Source organism: Deltaproteobacteria bacterium HGW-Deltaproteobacteria-2, assembly GCA_002840505.1.
GTDB lineage: Bacteria > Desulfobacterota > Syntrophia > Syntrophales > Smithellaceae > Smithella.
In genome coordinates this window covers 137,755-156,951 of the sequence record PHBC01000005.1, presented here as the reverse complement: position 1 = coordinate 156,951, position 19,197 = coordinate 137,755, and the positions used below count along the sequence as shown (strand labels likewise).

General features: G+C 44.6%; 15 protein-coding genes. 3 read left to right on the top strand and 12 right to left on the bottom strand.

The features are described from left to right. Window positions 1–113: 113 nt before the first annotated feature. On the bottom strand, window positions 114–2,216 hold the full coding sequence (locus CVU62_11365; GenBank protein PKN37195.1) for a hypothetical protein: 2,103 nt from the start codon (window positions 2,214–2,216) through the stop codon (window positions 114–116). 128 nt (window positions 2,217–2,344) lie between these two features. Here CVU62_11365 and amrS point away from each other — a divergent pair, with 128 nt between their 5' ends. From amrS to CVU62_11350, 3 genes are read left to right on the top strand one after another with little or no spacing between them, the layout of a single operon-like run. Then, window positions 2,345–3,613 carry an AmmeMemoRadiSam system radical SAM enzyme gene (gene amrS / locus CVU62_11360; GenBank protein ID PKN37194.1) on the top strand — a complete coding sequence of 423 codons (1,269 nt, stop codon included), beginning with the start codon at window positions 2,345–2,347 and terminating at the stop codon, window positions 3,611–3,613. Window positions 3,614–3,630: 17 nt separating this feature from the next. Then, window positions 3,631–5,169, top strand: a complete 1,539-nt coding sequence (locus CVU62_11355) for a hypothetical protein (protein PKN37193.1) — start codon at window positions 3,631–3,633, stop codon at window positions 5,167–5,169. Next, on the top strand, window positions 5,150–7,333 hold the full coding sequence (locus tag CVU62_11350) for a hypothetical protein (GenBank protein ID PKN37192.1): 2,184 nt from the start codon (window positions 5,150–5,152) through the stop codon (window positions 7,331–7,333). Before CVU62_11355 ends, CVU62_11350 begins: the two co-directional genes overlap by 20 nt. A gap of 135 nt (window positions 7,334–7,468) precedes the next feature. Here the strand turns inward: CVU62_11350 and CVU62_11345 are convergent, their stop codons facing one another. The 11 genes from CVU62_11345 to porA form a co-directional block, all read right to left on the bottom strand. Then, on the bottom strand, window positions 7,469–8,392 hold the full coding sequence (locus tag CVU62_11345; protein PKN37191.1) for a hypothetical protein: 924 nt from the start codon (window positions 8,390–8,392) through the stop codon (window positions 7,469–7,471). A 36-nt stretch (window positions 8,393–8,428) separates the two neighbouring features. Beyond that, complete coding sequence (locus CVU62_11340) at window positions 8,429–9,724, bottom strand: C4-dicarboxylate ABC transporter (protein PKN37190.1); 1,296 nt, start codon at window positions 9,722–9,724, stop codon at window positions 8,429–8,431. A 73-nt stretch (window positions 9,725–9,797) separates the two neighbouring features. Then, window positions 9,798–10,328 carry a hypothetical protein gene (locus CVU62_11335; protein PKN37189.1) on the bottom strand — a complete coding sequence of 177 codons (531 nt, stop codon included), beginning with the start codon at window positions 10,326–10,328 and terminating at the stop codon, window positions 9,798–9,800. A 319-nt stretch (window positions 10,329–10,647) separates the two neighbouring features. Beyond that, window positions 10,648–11,748, bottom strand: a complete 1,101-nt coding sequence (locus CVU62_11330) for a C4-dicarboxylate ABC transporter substrate-binding protein (protein ID PKN37188.1) — start codon at window positions 11,746–11,748, stop codon at window positions 10,648–10,650. A gap of 193 nt (window positions 11,749–11,941) precedes the next feature. Beyond that, window positions 11,942–13,003, bottom strand: coding sequence for a C4-dicarboxylate ABC transporter substrate-binding protein (locus CVU62_11325; GenBank protein ID PKN37187.1), 1,062 nt, complete (start codon window positions 13,001–13,003; stop codon window positions 11,942–11,944). A gap of 214 nt (window positions 13,004–13,217) precedes the next feature. Beyond that, window positions 13,218–13,667: a universal stress protein gene (locus tag CVU62_11320; GenBank protein PKN37186.1), complete on the bottom strand. Its 450-nt coding sequence runs from the start codon at window positions 13,665–13,667 to the stop codon at window positions 13,218–13,220. A gap of 261 nt (window positions 13,668–13,928) precedes the next feature. Next, entirely contained in the window at window positions 13,929–14,642 is a 714-nt protein-coding gene (locus tag CVU62_11315) for a (2Fe-2S)-binding protein (protein PKN37185.1), read from the bottom strand. 16 nt (window positions 14,643–14,658) lie between these two features. Further along, the gene (locus CVU62_11310) at window positions 14,659–16,503 is read right to left on the bottom strand and encodes an NADH-quinone oxidoreductase subunit F (protein PKN37184.1); all 1,845 of its coding nucleotides are present in this window, start codon (window positions 16,501–16,503) and stop codon (window positions 14,659–14,661) included. Beyond that, entirely contained in the window at window positions 16,500–16,985 is a 486-nt protein-coding gene (locus CVU62_11305; GenBank protein ID PKN37183.1) for an NADH-quinone oxidoreductase subunit NuoE, read from the bottom strand. The genes CVU62_11310 and CVU62_11305 overlap by 4 nt, the downstream gene beginning before the upstream one ends. 82 nt (window positions 16,986–17,067) lie before the next feature. Further along, on the bottom strand, window positions 17,068–18,021 hold the full coding sequence (locus CVU62_11300) for a pyruvate ferredoxin oxidoreductase (GenBank protein PKN37182.1): 954 nt from the start codon (window positions 18,019–18,021) through the stop codon (window positions 17,068–17,070). After that, window positions 18,021–19,196, bottom strand: a complete 1,176-nt coding sequence (porA, locus tag CVU62_11295; protein ID PKN37181.1) for a pyruvate ferredoxin oxidoreductase — start codon at window positions 19,194–19,196, stop codon at window positions 18,021–18,023. The genes CVU62_11300 and porA overlap by 1 nt, the downstream gene beginning before the upstream one ends. Window position 19,197: the final 1 nt, after the last annotated feature.

The window sequence follows — 19,197 nt, the reverse complement described above, 5'->3', positions numbered from 1 at the left end:
ATAGCTTGCTGGCTTCTTTGTTTTAGAAATTTTCAGAATTCATCAATTAACTTTTTTAGAAAATTGTTTGTCGAAAGCATCTAATGACTTCTATATTGATCTATTCCAGAAATTCAGGCTTCGATTCTTATCCTCGCATCCAGAGCGACTACACCGGACCCATCGGCAAGAACCCGAACAGGATTAATATCCAGTTCTCTGATAGAAGGGAACTGATGGAGAAGATGGGTCACTCTCTCGATCATGGCCACATAGCCGGCAATATCGCCCGCACCTTTCCCTCTGGTCCCTTGCAGAATTTTACAGGATTTCAGTTTTCGAACTTTGTCATCAATCTCCTGCCTATTGGCGGGACAAAGGATGTTGGCGATGTCCTGGAAAACCTCGATGTAGATTCCACCATAACCAAAAGAAACAATAGGACCGAATGAGGGATCAAATTGCCCGCCGATGAACATATCGTAGCCTTCACCGGCCTGTTTCATGATTCGCACACCTTGAAAATCGGCATCTTTCTTATAGCGGTAAAGGTTTTCCCGAATGCGTCCGAAAGAGCTTCGAACATCTTCCGCATTCTGAATTCCCGTTATGACACCACCGGCTTCGGATTTATGTATGGCGTCGGGCGAAACGATTTTCATTACCACGGGATAACCGATTCGTTCGGCCACATGAATGGCTTCTTTATCATCTTTGGCCACAGCGGATTCGGCAACGGCAAGGCCAAAGTGACTCAGCAGTTCCAGGGCCTCCTCTCCCCTTACACCTGCGTTGCCTTTAATCCAGTTATTGGCAGCCCCCATTTCAATACCATCGGGCAAAGTATAGATCGGTAAACCCTCCGCTTTTTTAGCGTAATAGTCGCGCTGTTTTTCAAAGGCATGGATCATTTCGATTGCATTGTTGAAGATAGGAACATCAAGATTTTGTTTGATGCGGGAAATGGTCGAAGAGAGACCGAAAAGGCAGGCCCCTATAGGTTTTCCCGATGATAGAATCGTTCCGGTCACCTCTTTGGAAAGGTCCGTGTGAAACATTTTATAAAAAATGTCCTCGCCACGCGGCATTTCCGGCCATTGAGTAACAAAAACAGCACCGTCAACATTGTCATTGTGCATCAGGGAAAAGAAAATGTGGGGATAAGCCATGGCGTCATAGATGTCACCCATATCGAGAGGATTGGAAAAATTGATGACTCCGGCATTGGACGAATTTTTGAGCTCGTCGTAAAAAGCGGCGCCTGGATCGGCAAATTCAAAGCCTGATTCTTCACAGAGGTCCGCCATCATAACGGTAAATCCACCTGCAGGAGACATGACCATGATTCGTTTCCCACGCATTGGGGGCAGGTCAAAAGCCTTGGCCACGGAGATAAAATCATTAAAATGATAAATACGAATGATGCCCGCCCGTTTGAAAGCCGCGTCAATAATCGCTTCGTTGTTGGAAAGAGCCGCAGTATGGCTCATGGCTGCCTTTTTACCTGCATTGGTCGTGTTGGATTTCAGTACGATCACAGGCTTGTTGATACGGGAGGCAATCTCGACAAAGCGCTCTCCCCTGGGGATGCTCTCCAGATACATCCCGATGACCTTGGTCTCCGGATCACGTCCAAAATATTCCAGAAAATCTACCTCATCCAAATCCAGTTTGTTTCCTATGCTGGCGAATTTGGCCATGCCGACGTTTTCGTCGGTCATTAGATTCCAGAGCATAAGACCCACCCCACCGCTCTGGGAAATAATGGAAAGCCCCCCTTTGGGCGGGCTAAATGAGGGCACGAAGGGAAGACATAAACCGTTGGCTGTATTGGCAACAGTAACCCCATTAGGTCCCACAAACCGAATGCCATATTGTCTGGCTTTCTGCAAAGCCAGGTCAGAGAGCTTCTTTCCTTCTCCTCCCATTTCATTGAATCCGCCGGAGGGAATAGCCATCCGTTTTACGCCGGCTTTGCCGCATGATTCGATGGCACCAGGCACGAAACTCGCGGGAATTAAAACGTAAACGAGATCCGGAACAATCGGTAATTCACTGACTTCTTTGTACATCTTGATACCGTCTACATGGATATCGTTGGAGCGCGGGTTTACACCGAAGATGCGCCCCTTATACCCCCAGCGGATGAGGTTTTCCAGAACCAGGCGTGGAATATTGTTGGGCTTTGACGACAAGCCGATGATGGCAATAGAATCCGGGTAAAATAGCTTTTCCATTATATCCTCCAGAATAAACCGGTTAAATATTCTTTAATCGATAATAATTTGCTTTTATTAAAGAGTATAAGAAAACAACGATTGTATGTCAATTAAAACCAGCCACACCTATTGCCCATTGACTTGGCATGCTTATTTCTCCTATAATTCCATTATACAAATATTGTGTAACAATCATCTACCTGGATAAATTTCTTAAGGACGCCATGCTTTCAAGACGTGATTTTTTAGTAACACTTACCAGACTTGCCACAACCGTTGGTGGCACGGGAATGATTCTGTGCGATCCCTCGTGGCAGAAATATTTGTTGGGCAACGATTCAGGCATCGCTTTCGCAGACACTTATTCAGAGGACCTTATTCGATCAGCTCCCCGGGCCCGTTACTGGAAGCCGCTCACATTTAAAGGCGGCCCGAAAGAAGAAACCATTGTCAGATGTCTTCTTTGCGCCAATGGCTGTGCTATTGTTAACGGTCAACGCGGACGTTGCCGGACCCGCATGAACGTCAATGGAGAGTTGAAGAGCCTTGTCTATGGCCGTCCCGTATCTATTCACATCGATCCGATAGAGAAAAAACCTTTTTATAATTACCTGCCGGGAGTTGCAGCATTTTCTCTGGCCACCGCCGGATGTCCGCTTAGCTGCAAATTCTGTCAAAACTGGGAAATCTCTCAATCATCACCCGAAGATCATCAGGTTTCTTTTACGCCGCCTGTCAGGATAATCGATGCCGCACGTGCCAACAAGTCGCCCGTCATTGCTTTTACTTATAATGAACCAACTGTTTTTACGGAATATCTCACCGACATTGCGCGTGACGCGAAAAAGCAGGGCCTTCGTTGTGTAATGATAAGTTGCGGATTCATGAACGAGGCACCTCTTGCGGAAATGTGCAAAACACTGGATGCTATTAAGATTGATCTGAAAGGCTACAGCGAGGATTTCTATCGCACTGTATGCAGGGCGGAATTGCGACCAGTGCTCAGAAGCATCAAACAGATAGCAAAAAGTCGTGTTCATCTGGAAATTGTCAATCTGGTTGTCCCCACATTGAATGATTCCGACAAAATGCTACAGGGACTTATCGACTGGATACTGGGAGAAGTCGGCCCCGATGTGCCCGTTCACTTCTCTCGCTTTCATCCCGATTACCAGTTGCTTAATCTCCCTCCCACACCTGTTACCACACTGGAGCGCGCCTATAACATGGCCGTGAGCAAAGGGATGCATTATCCGTATGTGGGCAATGTGCCGGATCATCCGGGAAATCACACTTACTGCCCGAACTGTAAAAAGGCTGTAGTAAAGCGACATGGATTTTTTGTTACAGAAATGAACATAAAGGACGGTTGTTGCAAATTCTGCAAACGAAAGATTGCCGGTGTGTGGACATAAAAAGAGGTTATAAAAAAATGAAAATATTACGACTAAGCCTTGTGCTGCTGGTCATCATTTTTTGTTTTGCCGTGGCCTGCCAGGCGAATAAAGTTTCGGACTCAGATGTTCGCGAACCGGCTGTCGCAGGAAAGTTCTATCCTGAATCAGCGGCCAAACTGAAACTTGCTGTCGAAAAATTTCTTCAGGATGCTCTGCCTGTCAAAATCAAAAAACCTGTTGCCATAATTGTTCCCCATGCCGGATACATATACTCCGGTCAGATTTGCGCCGACGGGTTCAAGCAAGCGGCCAATCAGAAATACGATTTTATCGTCATCCTGGGAACAAAGCATACGAGCTCAGATATGGAGAAAATATCGCTTTACCCTGGGAATGGTTTTCGCACTCCTCTGGGCACGGCACAGATAGAAAAGAATATTATCCATTTGTTGAAGAAGGCGGATCCGGCCGATTGCATGCTGGATAAAACACTCCATGAATCTGAGCATTCCGTCGAAGTCATGGTGCCTTTTATTCAGGTTGTCTTTCCTAAAGCAAAGATTGTCCCCGTTGTTATCGGTTCACAGGACATTCAAACATGTATTCGTTTCGGCCAGGCTCTGGCAAAGATTTTAAAAAACAAGAACGCATTGATTATCGCGAGTTCAGACCTTTCGCATTATCCGTCTGCCCAGGACGCAAACATCGTGGACAGAGAAACTCTTTCAGCTATCGCTGGACTTGATCCAGTAGTTTTTCAAAATACTTTGCAGTCTCACAGGAATAGAAATATTCCTAACCTGTATACCAGCGCCTGCGGAGAAGCTCCCATCATAGTGGCAATGGCAGCAGCAAAATCTCTGAGCGCCACTCGCGGCTCAATTATCAGTTATGCCAATTCAGGAGATACTTCTGTCGGCGAACGCTCACGTGTCGTGGGCTATGGCGCTATTGTATTAACTGCAGATGAAGAAGGAAAGGATACCAACGTGTTCACTCAAGCAGCACAAACCGATGCATCCACGTCGCTCACGCCATCCGATAAAAAGATGCTACTTTCATTTGCCAGAGAAACCATATCAAGACTGTTTTCGACTGACACAGTTCCTCTGGCAAGAAATTTCAGCGCGGCTTTGCAGCAGCCGCGTGGCGCTTTTGTGACGCTCAAGAAAAGAGGAGACCTTCGCGGCTGTATCGGTCGCATCATCGGAGATGAGCCTCTGGGCAAAATTGTCGGCACTATGGCAATTCAGGCGGCTTTTAATGATGCTCGTTTTAATCCGTTAACCGCAGATGAACTAAGCGATATCGAAATAGAAATATCTGTACTGACACCAATTAAACCAATAGTAGTAGCCACCGATGTCGTTGTCGGTCAGGATGGTGTGTTACTCAATAAACAAGGTCATCAGGCCGTTTTCCTTCCTCAAGTGGCAACGGAACAAAAATGGAATCGCGAAGAATTGCTGGACAATCTTTGCCGGAAATCCGGGCTGGAAAAGGGATGCTGGAAGAAGGATGCCCAATTATCAACTTTTCAAGCTATAGTATTTAGTGAATCTGAAATTAGATAATCTCATGAACATTTCTCTTGTCGCCATCGGATTGGTTTCCATTCTGGGACAGGTTGTCCTGCTTCGGGAACTGAACGTTTCCTTCTACGGAGTCGAACTGATTTACCTGTTGGCTTTGGGAATCTGGCTATTCTGGACTGCGGTAGGCGCAGTTATCGGACGCCGGATTCATTCTCCATCGCTTAATCACATTGCAATACTTTTTATCTTTTTGGGAATCGCCATACCACTGGATATCGCGTTCATCCGTTACAGCCGTCTTCTTTTGGGCGGTGTACCCGGAGCTTATCTGACCTTTTTTCAGCAACTAACCGTTGCCGTTATTTCCGTTCTCCCCGCGGGTTTATTGTCCGGTCTTCTATTCCAGTGGACAGCAAAGATCTACGTTACAACAGGCAGGACACTGGCTGTTGCTTATGCTATTGAAAGTGCGGGCGGATTAATCGGCGGATTATTTTCCACACTTTTTATCATGTGGGGACTACGTAATTGTTCTATTGCACTCTTTTGTGCTCTTATTTCAGTCATAATTTCTATAATAATTTTAAAAGGATTAAACAAATCGCTTCTACGCTGGACATCGATTGTACTGGTTTGCATTTTTCTGTCGCTGCTTGGGAATGTATCTTTTCTGGATCGCCGGATGACTACATGGAATCACCCGAATCTACTGGAAAGCAATGATTCTCCATATGGCAGAATTACCGTAACCAAACTTTATAATCAGATGTCTGTTTTTGAAAATGACGCTCTGGCCTTTGAAACTGAAGGAACAGATGCAGAATACTTTTGCCATTTAACAGCGCTTCAGCATCACGACCCGCAGGATGTGTTGATTTTGGGTGGCGGAATCGAAGGAATTGTCAGTGAAATAGCAAAGTACAAACCAAGGCGGATTGATTATGTAGAACTTAATCCTGTCATGTTAAATATGGCAACACCATATCTTCCTGATGAAATCCGAAAATCGCTTAAAGAGCCAAACATACATATTATATTTGCCGATCCACGGCAGTATCTTAAAAAAAGCGACTCGTACGATCTTATTCTGGTTGGTATGCCGGAACCAACATCGGGACAGGCAAACCGTTTTTATACGCGGGATTTTTTTGAACAATGCTCCGCAAAATTAAATACGGGCGGAATTCTGGGATTAAGACTCCGCACCGCTGAAAACTTGTGGACAAGGCCGCTCATCAGCCGCAACGCCAGTATCTACAACGCTCTGCAGTCCGTTTTTTCAGAAGTACTTTTTCTTCCGGGGACAATCAATGTTGTGACTGCCTCGCACGCAACACTGCCTCACTCACCGGAGATCATGTCCCGCCGGTTACTGGATATGAAAATAACAACAAGATTAATTTCACCAAATTATATCAATTACCTTTTTACAAATGACAGGTTTTTCAAAATAAGAAATTTGCTCACGAGAGAAAAAGTCTTGCCCAATACTGACAGTAGGCCGGTTTGCTATCAATACGCCTTCATAATCTGGTTGTCGAAATTTTTCCCACGCCTCGCTCTTCTTGATCTGTCTTCAATTATGGATAAAAGATTTTTTAAACCATCTTTATTGCTACTGGGCATCATTCTGCCTGTCATTTTTCTTTTAAGTCGTTCCCGCCTTGCGCTCCGCCGTGCACTACTGGTTTCCGCAGCAGGATTTATGGGAATGGTTATGGAAACAATTCTCATCCTTTATTATCAGGTTAAACACGGGGTGCTCTATCAGGACATAGGACTGCTCCTGATGAGTTTCATGGCGGGTTTGACTTTGGGCGCATTTATAATTAACAAAGCGATGCTGCGTCAGACAAACAATAAAATAATTTTACAATGGTATGGCATCGCTCTGCTGATTGGATTCTGTATTTTGTGCGTATTCACGGAAATGCAAATAACAGAAAATATTTCTACCGGCTTGGTCATCATTGCATGCCTTCTGACAATAACGGGTTTTTTAGTAGCCGGCATTTTTGCCTATACCAGCCTTTATGAAGTTGCAGATCAAAAAAAAATAATTTCACCGTTATATTCGGCTGATCTCATCGGCGGATGTATTGGCTCACTTTTAGGCAGTTTAATTTTAATCCCCTTAATGGGCATGAATGCAACTGCATGGGGAATGCTCCTGATCTCCGTATTTTCTTTTATTTTGGTGTGAATGGATGGCAATCGTTGGAAATGAGTTCTAATAAATCTGAAAAGGCACTATAAACTTTTTTGAGAGGATTTAAATAAAACAGGTTGTTCAAGCGAAAGAGCCTGAACAACCTGCATGTTTAAAAACAAACCGCTCTTAATAACCCATCCATTTGATTTTATTTTCTACATTGGACCTCGCCTTCTGTTTGGCCAGCTCGTTGATGACGCATAGGCCGCCGCCCAGTTTGCAGGGATCCATTTCCAGCACCCGGTTATTCAGTTGGTCATACCAGTCCCGATCCTTGAGGAGGGGGCACAAATACCTCGCCACCATTACATCCATCAATCCAAATTCACCCTGTTCTGCTCTGTTACCGTTAGCAAATGCTTCTTTTGAAGCCTCCGGCCCAGTGCCCATGCCACCGAATGCCGGCACAACAGCATAAAATATACCAAGAAGGGCCCAGTTGGCACCCCAGGCATACTTTGGATCAAGCTCGGCAGAGCGCTTTGCCGTGGCAACGGCGTCTTGAATATCCGTAATTTCTTCCGGGGTATCCAACTGCAGCGTCACACGCTTGGCAAGGTTGATCCCGTACCAGGTCAGAGCCTTCAAATCATCCTTCGTCAGGTATTTGGCCGCATCAGGCACAAGAACCCCCTCTTCCAAGGCTTTACGAAATTTGGAATTATTGACCTTCATGGCCCGCATACCATATTCTGTTCCGACCTTGTACAGGGATATGGCATAATCTTTATTTTCGTCCTCTACAAACAGGCCTAAAGCCGCATACAGGAAGGATGTCGTTGCCAGCAGTCTGTAATTTGTCGGCGCCAGTTCGGTCAAACCGGTAACTACCAGCAGAGCTCCGGGGAGGCCATCTTTGACAAAAGCGCCGTTTTTCGTCCTCAGCAGATTATCCACAAGATCATCCACCGACGTATCAATCATGGGAATAGCTGCTTTCTGTAACGTATGCCTTGTTGCCGTACATCCGGATACACCCAGGAACAGCGAAGCAATTAAACAGAGGAGTAAAATACTCTTTAAAAGCAGTCCAATTTTTTTTGTTATCATTATACCCTCCTTAAAATTAATTGTTGTTAAAACAAACTACATCATTATTATTTCCTTGCGCTGTCCCAGAGCATCTATTAACCACATCGACATCTGTGGATAATAAGTAATAATCAGTAAAGCAACGATCATAATAATCAAAAAAGGAATAACAAATAAATATAGCTTCATGATCGGTACTCTAAAACGCAAACTGCTGAGAAGCAGATTCAAACCCACAGGCGGACACATATAGGAAACCTCCATATTTGTGAGGAAAATAATTCCCAGGTGAACCGGATCTATCCCGTAAGATAAAGCCGCGGGTATTATTAGCGGAGCAATCACGATAATTGCGGAGAAGATTTCCAGAAAACACCCGACAACTAAGAGAAATGCGTTTAAAGCAAGGAGGAATGTCCATTTCTCATGAAATGTAGATTGAAGAAGTTTCATAATATTTTCAGCAGCATGCAAATCAACGAAGGCATTGGTAAGCCCCATAGCAGCGGCAAGAACGCACAATATTGCTCCGGTCATAATCGTGCTTTCCCAAAATATTGACATTAGTCGAACAAATTTAATTTCACGGTATATTAAGCATTCAGTAATAATTACATATACTGCAGTTAAAGTTGCTGCCTCGCCGACTGTAATAAGACCTCCATAAATCCCTCCAACGATTACGAAGGGAAGAGGTATCTCCCATTTAGTCTCCCAAAGGGCTTTTTTAAGTTTTTTGAAAGAAAAAGGAATCGTCGGAATTTTATTCATCACAGCATAAATCCCGCCATAGACCGATACTATTACGCATAAGAAAATTCCCGGAACGGCTCCGGCAATAAACAGTTGCGTGATATCAACCTGACAACACATTCCATAGAGAATGATGGGCAAACTGGGTACAAATAAAAGTCCGATACTTCCGGTAGTACTTACCAGCCCCATAGAAAAGCTTTCGGAGTACCCTTCCTTAAGGAGAAACGGCAGCATCAGAGCAGCAATGGCAATAATAGTTATCCCGCTTGCTCCCGTCATAGCCGTAAAAAAGGAACACGCTATAACCGTTATTATAACAGCACCACCCGGCAACCATCCTATAAAGGCGTTGGATAAATTAACCAATCGGGTAGATGCCTTGCTGTCAACCAGTATATAACCGGCCAATACAAACAAAGGAATGGCCATGATTCCTGGCGCATTCGCCAATCGGCACATTTCTATTATGCTCGATGATATATCAACATGAGAAACAAAATTAAATATGAACATGGACGCACCGCCGACAATGGCAAAAAGCGGCGCTCCGCATATAGCTCCAAATATTATAACGATCGCGAAAATGATAGCCATTTTTTTATACCTTCCCTTTTAGTAATTTTTGCATTTGCATTTTCTTAGTTTGCAACGCATATATCAGCTTTCACTAAAGATCAACCGACCCCATAACCGGAAGTTTTATCTGCTCTTCACCTAAGATATCTTTCTTTATGCGCAATAACGCCCTCAGCATCGTCACCATAAAGAAATAAGGAATTATTACACTAATTATCCAATCCGGAACTCCCTGCAACATCAACTGCACGGAAGACTCCATTTGATATTTGATGTGGTTAATTGACGCCCAAAAAAGAAACGCACAAATCACTATAATAAAGACATTACCGATAATCTCCACGGCACGCTTCTTCTTTCCTTTCATTAAGTGAAGAATTATATCAATTCGCATGTGTCTGGCATACTCTGAACATAACGATCCCCCTATAAAAGCCATCCACAACACTATAACGCGCGTTAACTCATCTATCCACATGTAACCTACTTTAAAAACATTCCTTGCGACCACCTGACCGAAAGAAAGTACAATCAACAGAAAAAGTACAAGAATGATCAGCCCTTTTTCTATGCGCACAAGGAATCCATCGATCTGCTCTAAAAAGTTAAATAAACTAGACATCGCTTCTCCTTTTTTTCATGTATTTACCTTTACAATCAGGGAAGTGCAGCCAACCCAATTGTAAGTAACCTTTTAGAATAATTACACAAAATATCCGTATTTTACAGAAAGCTTGCAATAAACTTCACAGCCTGTTCCGTAAGATAAGCTCGCCGCGAAACCGAATAAGCCCTTTTCACCTTTTCTACGGCAAAGAGGGTTACCGTAAAAATATCTTATTCAAAGATTTATCCTAATACAAATTAAAAAATATTAAAATAATATATAATAGCTTCGCCCTGCAGTTCATTCTGCAGGGCAATAAATTTACACAAACCACTTACTTTTTATTTTTGCTTCGAAATTCCGCTAACAGCCCTTTAACCTCCGCTAACTCGGTCTTAGAATAGTTTCCCTTTGCGGCAAATTCATCCCAAACCGGCAGGAGTCTCTTTTTAAAAACATCAATTTCAGCCGACGTCATTGTAACTTCTTTCATGCCATATTTATACATGGCTTTAAGAGATTTTTCATTGCTTGCGCGGACTTGCCGCCTGAAATCCTTCTCCACTGACATTGCAAAATTATCAATATCAGTTTGCATTTCCTTAGGTATTTGGTTCCATGCCGATAAAGATATAACGCCAGCCGCCGGCGAATATCGGATGCGAAGAGGATTAAGGTATTTCATAACCGTATACATCTGGGTGCCAACAGCCCACAGAGCCGGGCTGACAAAAGCATCGCAAACACCTGTACGAATAGAAGCAGCTACTTCTGGCACGCGAATCGGCAAAGGACTCGCCCCCAGAGCCTTTAAAGTCCTCTCTTCCAGCGGTCCATACCATGTTAAAATACGGCTTTTCTTGAAATCTTCAGGAGTTTTTATTGGAATTTTTGTGGAGTATAGTTGATCAAAATCCTGTTCCGCCAACACAACAATGTGGTATCCTCTCTTTTCAAACCACTGACTAATGCGTGGTCTAAACTTAGAGTAAATATATTCCACTTCATCATAATTTTCAAACATGAACGGGAGTTCCATCAAGGCCATTTCCGGACAAGCCATCACCAGTCCCTGTCCGGTAAATCCTCCTCCCTGTAATTGACCATTGCGCATCTTGGCTAATATATCCTGGTCATCGCCCATCGTACCGCCGTAATACCAATCCAATTTAACCTGACCATTAGTAACCTTGAATACCCCTGGATTAATAATCGATTTGATTAAAGCGGCCCAGCCTACCCCTTCGGGAGCCAATGTACCCATCTTACAAAGATACAACGCTTTTCCATCTTTAACTTGTTTAATACTATCTGCCGCCGATGCTACTTGACACAAAGAAGCTGAACCCATAAAAAACAAGACAAACCCCATGCACAGAAGCAATACAACCTTACATCTCATAGAAATCTCCTTTCCGAAATAATAATTAACCATTTCTAACTTTGTTTGATTTTTGACATCTTCAATGTGCCAATTTTAACCAAACAAATTCAGTTGATTACAGGTTATTACCTCTTCCTTTTTGACTTCGATACTGTAAGGAACCGCAGTAACGATTTTTCTCAAAAACGTTATGCTAATTAGCCCTGTGGCAGAAACCGCAGGGCTAATAAATTAAACAAATTAATTATTTTCTTTTCTTGGCTCGAAACTCCGCTAAAAGACCCTTAACCTCTGCCAGCTCAGCCTTCGAATAGTATCCCTTTGCGGCAAATTCATCCCAAACCGGCGCAAGTTTCTTTTTTAAAACATCAATTTCCGCCGGTGTCATTTTGACTTCTTTCATACCATACTTATACATGGCTTTCAGGCATTTTTCGTTGCTTTCGCGGACTTTCTGCCTGAACTCTTTCTCAACGGTTATCGCGTAATTATCAATGGCAACTTGCAAGTCTTTAGGCAGAATATTCCATGTCGATAACATGATAACGCCGCCGGCCGGTGAATACCGTATGTGCATAGGATTAATGTATTTCATAACCGTATACATCTGAGTGCCGACCGCCCATATACCCGGACTGATGAAGGCATCGCATACTCCTGTGCGTATAGAAGCGGCTACTTCAGGCACGCGAATAGGTAAAGGGCTCGCTCCCAGCGCCTTCAAAGTTCTCTCTTCCAGCGGACCGTACCAGGTTAAGACACGGCTGTTTCTGAAATCATCAGGCGTCTTGATGGGGATTTTCGTGGAATAGATTTGGTCAAAATCCTGTTCTGCCAACACGATAAGATGATATCCTCTCTTCTCAAACCACTGACTAATGCGAGGTCTTAGCTTGGAATAAACGTATTCCACTTCGTCATAATTCTCAAACAAGAACGGGAGTTCCATCAAGGCTATCTCCGGACAAGCCATCACCAGTCCCTGTCCGGAAAATGCACCGCCCTGCAACTGCATATTGCGCATCTTGGCTAATATGTCCTGATCATCTCCCATCGTACCGCCCCAATACCAATCTAAAACCACCTGGCTATTCGTCGCTTTTAATATTCCGGGAGTAATCATTGTTTTGATTAGAGCAGCCCAGCCAACCCCTTCCGGAGCCAGAGTACCCATCTTACAAACATATACTGTTTTACCATTTCTAATTTGCTTAACGTTATCGGCTCCCCATGCTACTTGAGACAAGGCTCCCATATAAAACACAACGAGCCCCACGCACAGAAGCCCTACCATCCTGCGTTTCATAACACTCTCCTTCCCGAAATACTAATGAAGCACCTCTTTTTTTACTCTTGATACTTAAAGATATTCACGTCAAGTTGTTTTAAGCCGCAAAACGAGGATTTCAGCACCAATAAAAGCACCAAAGATATATTAAATTGCGACACCCATCACCTACCAACATGAAATAAATTGCTGCTGACACTTTTTAAATCGTACCTACACAATTAATTTCATATTAAATCTTAACCACCATTACAGGGCACTTTGCACTTTTTGCTACTTTAGTCGCAACGCTTCCCATAAGATACCTGACAATCCCTGATTTTCCATGAGAGGCAATAACGATTAAATCAACTTTCTTCGCTTTCTGCTCTTTCAATATTATTTCAGAGGGATCACCAAGCTTTGTATCAAAAACAACTTTTACCTTATCGCTCTTGATAATAGCAGCGGCTTGTTTTTTCAATCTTTCTGCGGACGAGCTGATACTGTTTTCTTCAATTTGTTTGATCTCTTCATAACGAATACCGTAATCAAGTGACTTTCGCGAGATTGTATTATCAACAGCATGTAAGAGATAGATATTGGCATCATATGTAACTGCCATATCAACAGCAATCTTTAATGCCGCATCTGCATATTTCGAAAAATCTGTCGGAACAAGAATATTCTTTGGTGCAAACATAATCTTTCCCCTCCTATATTTTATTATTATAATGTGAAATATTTTTCAACATTATTCTTCTAGTAATTATATTTCTAAAAGTCAAGATCATAAAATTAATTTTTATTAATAAAGGATCTAGATTTTTTTGCTTCTCCAAAACTATATTTTTTTGAAAACAGAGTAATTAAGATTAAAAAAACGCCGGCAGCAATGCACTCGCAGCAACAACTAATTCCGCTGTAGTCATACTTAACCGATTATTTTTTTAGAAAACAAATTCTACCGGCATTCGGTACAAACAGTCAGTTCGTTTAAGGGAACACCGGTTTTCTTGCTGATGAATTTTAATTGATCCACGGGAGCGAAAAACTTGCCGCATTTCGCACAGGTCTGCATCTTGAAAGTGCGCCCCCAGATTTTGCGTTTGTCGCCGGTTGAAGTCATTTCAATATGGCCGGTGGGACAAACATAAACACAAGCTCCGCAGCCGATGCAGACGTCCGATTTTTCATTGTAAGGAGTGCCGACAGTTTTTTGGGAACCACGGGCGAAAAGACCTATGGCACTCACGCCGACAACTTCTTCGCACACGCGTACGCAGGAACGGCATAAAATACATTTGCCTTTATCCGTATCGACGGCAAACCTTGCCTGCGATTCCACGCAAAGTTCTTTCGCCAGTTTCTGTAGAACTTCAGATTCGGGACAGCGCGCTAAAAGCAGCTCCATTACCAGACGCCGCACATTAAGAACGCGGTCACTTTTTGTATTAACGATAAGCCCTTCTTCCGCGCCGTAGAGACAGGAAGTGACGATTCTTGTTCGATTGCCTTTTTTAATTTCAACGACGCAAAGTCTGCAAGCTCCGGAACGGCTTACCGCCTCATGTGCGCAGAGAGTGGGAATAGAAATTCCCGCACCACGAATTGCTTCCAGAAGCATAGTCCCCTTCGGCGCCGATATATTTTTTCCGTCAACAGTCAAATTTACCATGGCTTATCCTACCTTTTTATTTCACAAGAATTGCTTCAAATTTGCAGCTTTCAATACACGCGCCGCAACGGGTACACTTGTTATTATCAATAATATGAGCTTTTTTCTTCTCGCCGCTGATTGCCTGAGTGGGACACGCTTTAAGACAAACGCCACAGCCGGTGCATTTTTCTTTGTCAATGCTGTAGGTGATGAGTGCCTTGCAGACACCAGCCGGACAGCGGTGTTCTTTGATGTGCGCGTCATACTCTTCACGGAAATACTTGATGGTGCTGAGTACCGGATTGGGAGCGCTGCCACCCAGCGCGCAAAGAGAACCGTCCGCTACGCCTGTAGCTATTTTTTCCAGAAGTTCTACATCGCCTTCCCGTCCTTTACCTGAAGAGATATCATCAAGAATTTCTCTCATACGGCGAACACCTTCACGGCAGGGCACGCATTTGCCGCAGGATTCCTCCTGCAAAAAGGCGGTAAAGTATTTGGCAACATCCACCATGCAGGAAGTGTCGTCCATGACAATCATACCGCCGGAACCCATCATCGAGCCGACTTCATAAAGTTTGTCGAAATCCACCTGTATGTCCAGCAGGCTCTCCGGAATACAGCCTCCGGAAGGACCACCGGTTTGTACTGCTTTGAATTTGCGTCCTTTGGGAATACCGCCGCCCATATCATAAATGATTTCGTACAAAGTTGTTCCCATCGGAACTTCAACAAGGCCCGTGTTGTTAATCTTGCCGACCAGCGAAAATATTTTTGTTCCTTTGGATCCTTCGGTCCCGATGGAAGCATACCAGTCAGCACCTTTATTGATAATCAATGGCACGTTGGCCCATGTCTCCACGTTGTTGAGGACTGTGGGTTTGTCATACAAGCCTTTTTCCACAGCGTGAACATATTTGGCACGCGGTTCACCGGCACGGCCTTCAATCGACGCAAATAAAGCGGATGATTCACCGCAGACGAATGCTCCGGCCCCTTTATTAATCTTAATGTCAAACGAAAATTTCGTTCCTAAAATGTTTTTGCCTAAAAGGCCGGCTTCTCTGGCCGCCGCAATCGCAATCGTCAAATGCGTTACTGCCAGCGGATATTCGTTTCTCACATAGATATAACCTTCGCTGGCACCTGCTGCGTAAGCGCCGATAATCATTCCTTCAATGATACTGTGGGGATTGCCTTCCATGAGGCTTCTGTCCATATAGGCGCCGGGATCGCCCTCATCGCCATTGGCGATGACATACTTGGGTTCGCCGTGTGCCTTGCGCACTCCTTCCCACTTGACGGCAGCATGAAACCCGCCGCCGCCACGACCACGCAATCCGGCTTTTTTCACTTCGTTGATTACGCCTTCCGGTGTCATTTCAGAAAGAACTTTGGCCAGCGCCTGGTAACCGTCGATGGCCAGATAATCGTCAAGTCGCGTCGGATCAAGCATGCCATTGGAGCCGAACACCACTCGCAGTTGTTTTTTGTAAAAGGGTAGGTCCTCTTCCCTGAACAGAGTTTTTTTCGTTTCCGGATGACGGTAAAGCAGCCTGCTGATAACTTCTCCTTTGCCAACGGTTTTGGAAACGATTTCCGGCACATCTTCCTCTTTTACTGACTGATAAAAATATTTATCGGGATGGATGATCAGCATGGGCCCTTTTTCACAAAAACCCAGGCATCCCGTGGCAAGGACATCCACATTCATTTTTTGTTTTTTTATTTCGGCCTCCAGTGCTTCTTTGACCTTGAGACTGCCGTTAGCGCGACAGCCGGTGCCGGCGCAAACAGTAACAAACTTTTTATTAGGGCCGTAATTTAATCTTAATTCTTCCATAACCTGGTGGGCTTGAACATCAGAATTTTCTTTCATTGCTGCGCCCCCCCTTCATTGATTTTATCGATGATTTTATCTATTTTTTTCATTGTTACCTGACCGTGATAATCGGTATTAATAACCACAACCGGTCCCAGAGCGCAGGCTCCCACGCAGTTGACCGTTTCCAGCGAAAATTTCTTATCCTTGGTAGTCTCTCCCGGTTTGATGCCCAACGTGCGTTCGAACTTGTCCTGAAGGGCGGCAGCGCCACGGACATGGCAGGCCGTCCCCACACAGATCTTGACTATATTTTTACCGCGCGGCGTCAAACTAAAGGCAGTGTAAAAAGTAGCTGCTTCATACACACGGCTGAAAGGAACTTTCATCGCTTTGGACGCTGTCTTTAACGCTTCCTTCGGCAGGTAGTTGAAAGCTTCCTGAATATCCTGCAACACGGCAATCATTGCGCTTTTATCGCCTCCGTGCTTTTTCACTATTTGTCTTGTTTTCGCTGCAACACTAATGGCTTTCGTCATTCTTTTTTCACCTCGGTATTCTTTCAAATCTCTCTTTTTACACCGTTAGAAATAATGCTTCTTAAGAAATTTTTAACGGAGTTTAATCATTGCCTATCTTGAGAAATTTCTCTTTTTCCTTCAGCTTATTAAATTCAGTGGTCACTTTCTCCTGAATCTTGTCAATTTCTTCGGCACTCAGGTGGCGGAAACGTCCCTGTCCCTTGAAGTAATCTTTAATTGGTCTTAGTTTTTTCGGCATATCCGGTGAAAGACGATAATGTCCGTTTTCGACTTCATACAGAGGGAACACTCCCGTCTCTATGGCCAGACGTCCCATGGATATCGCCATTTGCGAAGGACAACGCCATCCGGTTGGACACACGGAAAAACAATGTATGTAAGAAGGTCCTTTGATGCTTTTAGCTTTTTCCATCTTGCGAATAAAATCCAACGGATAACTGGGGCAAGCGGTGGCGACATAGGGTATAGCATGGGCAACCATGATTTCCGGCAGATTCTTTTTCCATGTCTTTTGGCCGGAACTAACTTTGCCTGCCGGAGCGGTGGTAGTGGAAGCACCCATTGGCGTGCCGCTGGAACGCTGAATACCCGTGTTCATGTAGGCTTCGTTGTCGAAGCAGACGTAAATCATATCATGGCCGCGCTCCATCGCGCCGGAAAGAGCCTGAAACCCGATGTCCATGGTGGCACCATCACCACCCATGCCGACGACCTTTACATAGCGGTCGTCAATTTTGCCCTTCTTGCGCAGTGCTTTGAGGCCCGCTTCAATGCCGGAAGCGACTGACGCTGCGTTCTCAAAGGCAACGTGAATCCAGGGCACATTCCACGCTGTGGTCGGAAACATGCTGGATACAATTTCCATACAGCCGGTCGCGGAGGCGATTACGGTATTATCACCCAGAGCCTTTGCCATGAGCCGCACGGCCAGCACCTCGGCGCAACCGGAGCAGGCGCGGTGGCCGGGAGATAACAATTCTTTTTTATTAATCAGCCGCGGAGCAAATAAATCAAAATTTTCTACGATACTCATTATTCTCTCACTCCCCAAAATTCGTAGGTGTCTGCTTGTTTGTTCGATGTATCAGCCAGAACTTTCTCAAACATGCCGGTAAAATCGTTGACGGGAACGTCACGTCCGCCCAATCCGTAAATATAATTGTAAATAAAGGGGCGCTTGGCTTCGGCATAAAGAGCGGACTTTATTTCTGAAAAAACCGGGCCGCCGGGACCGCCAAATGAACAGGCACGGTCAGTTACAATCAGCTTCTTCGCGTTTTTAACCGCGGCTTTAATTTCCGCAAACGGGAAAGGACGCCACAATCTTAATTTTATCAGGCCGGCTTTAATTCCTTTGGCGCGAAGTTCGTCAATCGCCATTTGCGCGGTTTCACCCATCGAGCCCATAGTCAGCATCAGAACTTCCGCATCATCAGCTTTGTAAGTTTCTACCGGTTTGTAGGAGCGACCGAACAATTTTGCCCATTCATCCCAGACTTCCAGAATGACTTTTTTGGAATTTTTCAGAGCTTCATCTTTGGCTTTCATAATTTCCGCGAAGTAATCGGACATGGCAAAAGCGCCCATGGTGACAGGTTTCGCGGGATGCAATGTCGCGTGCGGAACAAAAGGCGGCAGGAATTTGTTCACTTCTTCCTGTGTCGGCATTTCAAAAGGTTCCACCATGTGTGTCAATTGAAATCCGTCAATATTAATATTTACCGGCAACATGACATCTTTATGCTCGGCAATTTTAAAAGCAATGATCGACATATCGATAGATTCCTGTCCGTTTTCCACAAAAATAGAAATCCAGCCGGAATCGCGCTGAGGCATAATATCGGAATGATCATTTAAAATATTCAGAGGGCCGGAAACCGCCCGGTTGGCGATGGCCATGGTGATCGGCAGTCGCATCGCCGAAGCGATCGGCAGTAATTCATGCATATACATCAATCCCTGAGAACTGGTTGCGGTGTAAGAACGGGCGCCGGTGCCGGACGCGCCGATAACCGCGCTCATTGCCGAGTGTTCGGATTCGACGGTCACGAATTCTGCGTCAACCTCACCATCGGCGACCAGATCGGAAAGATGTTCCGCGATATGCGACTGAGGTGTAATGGGATAAACGGCCGCCATGTCTATATTGCAAAGACCTACGGCTTCCGCTACGGCAACTGCCACTTCCATTCCTATGCGTTTGCCCATG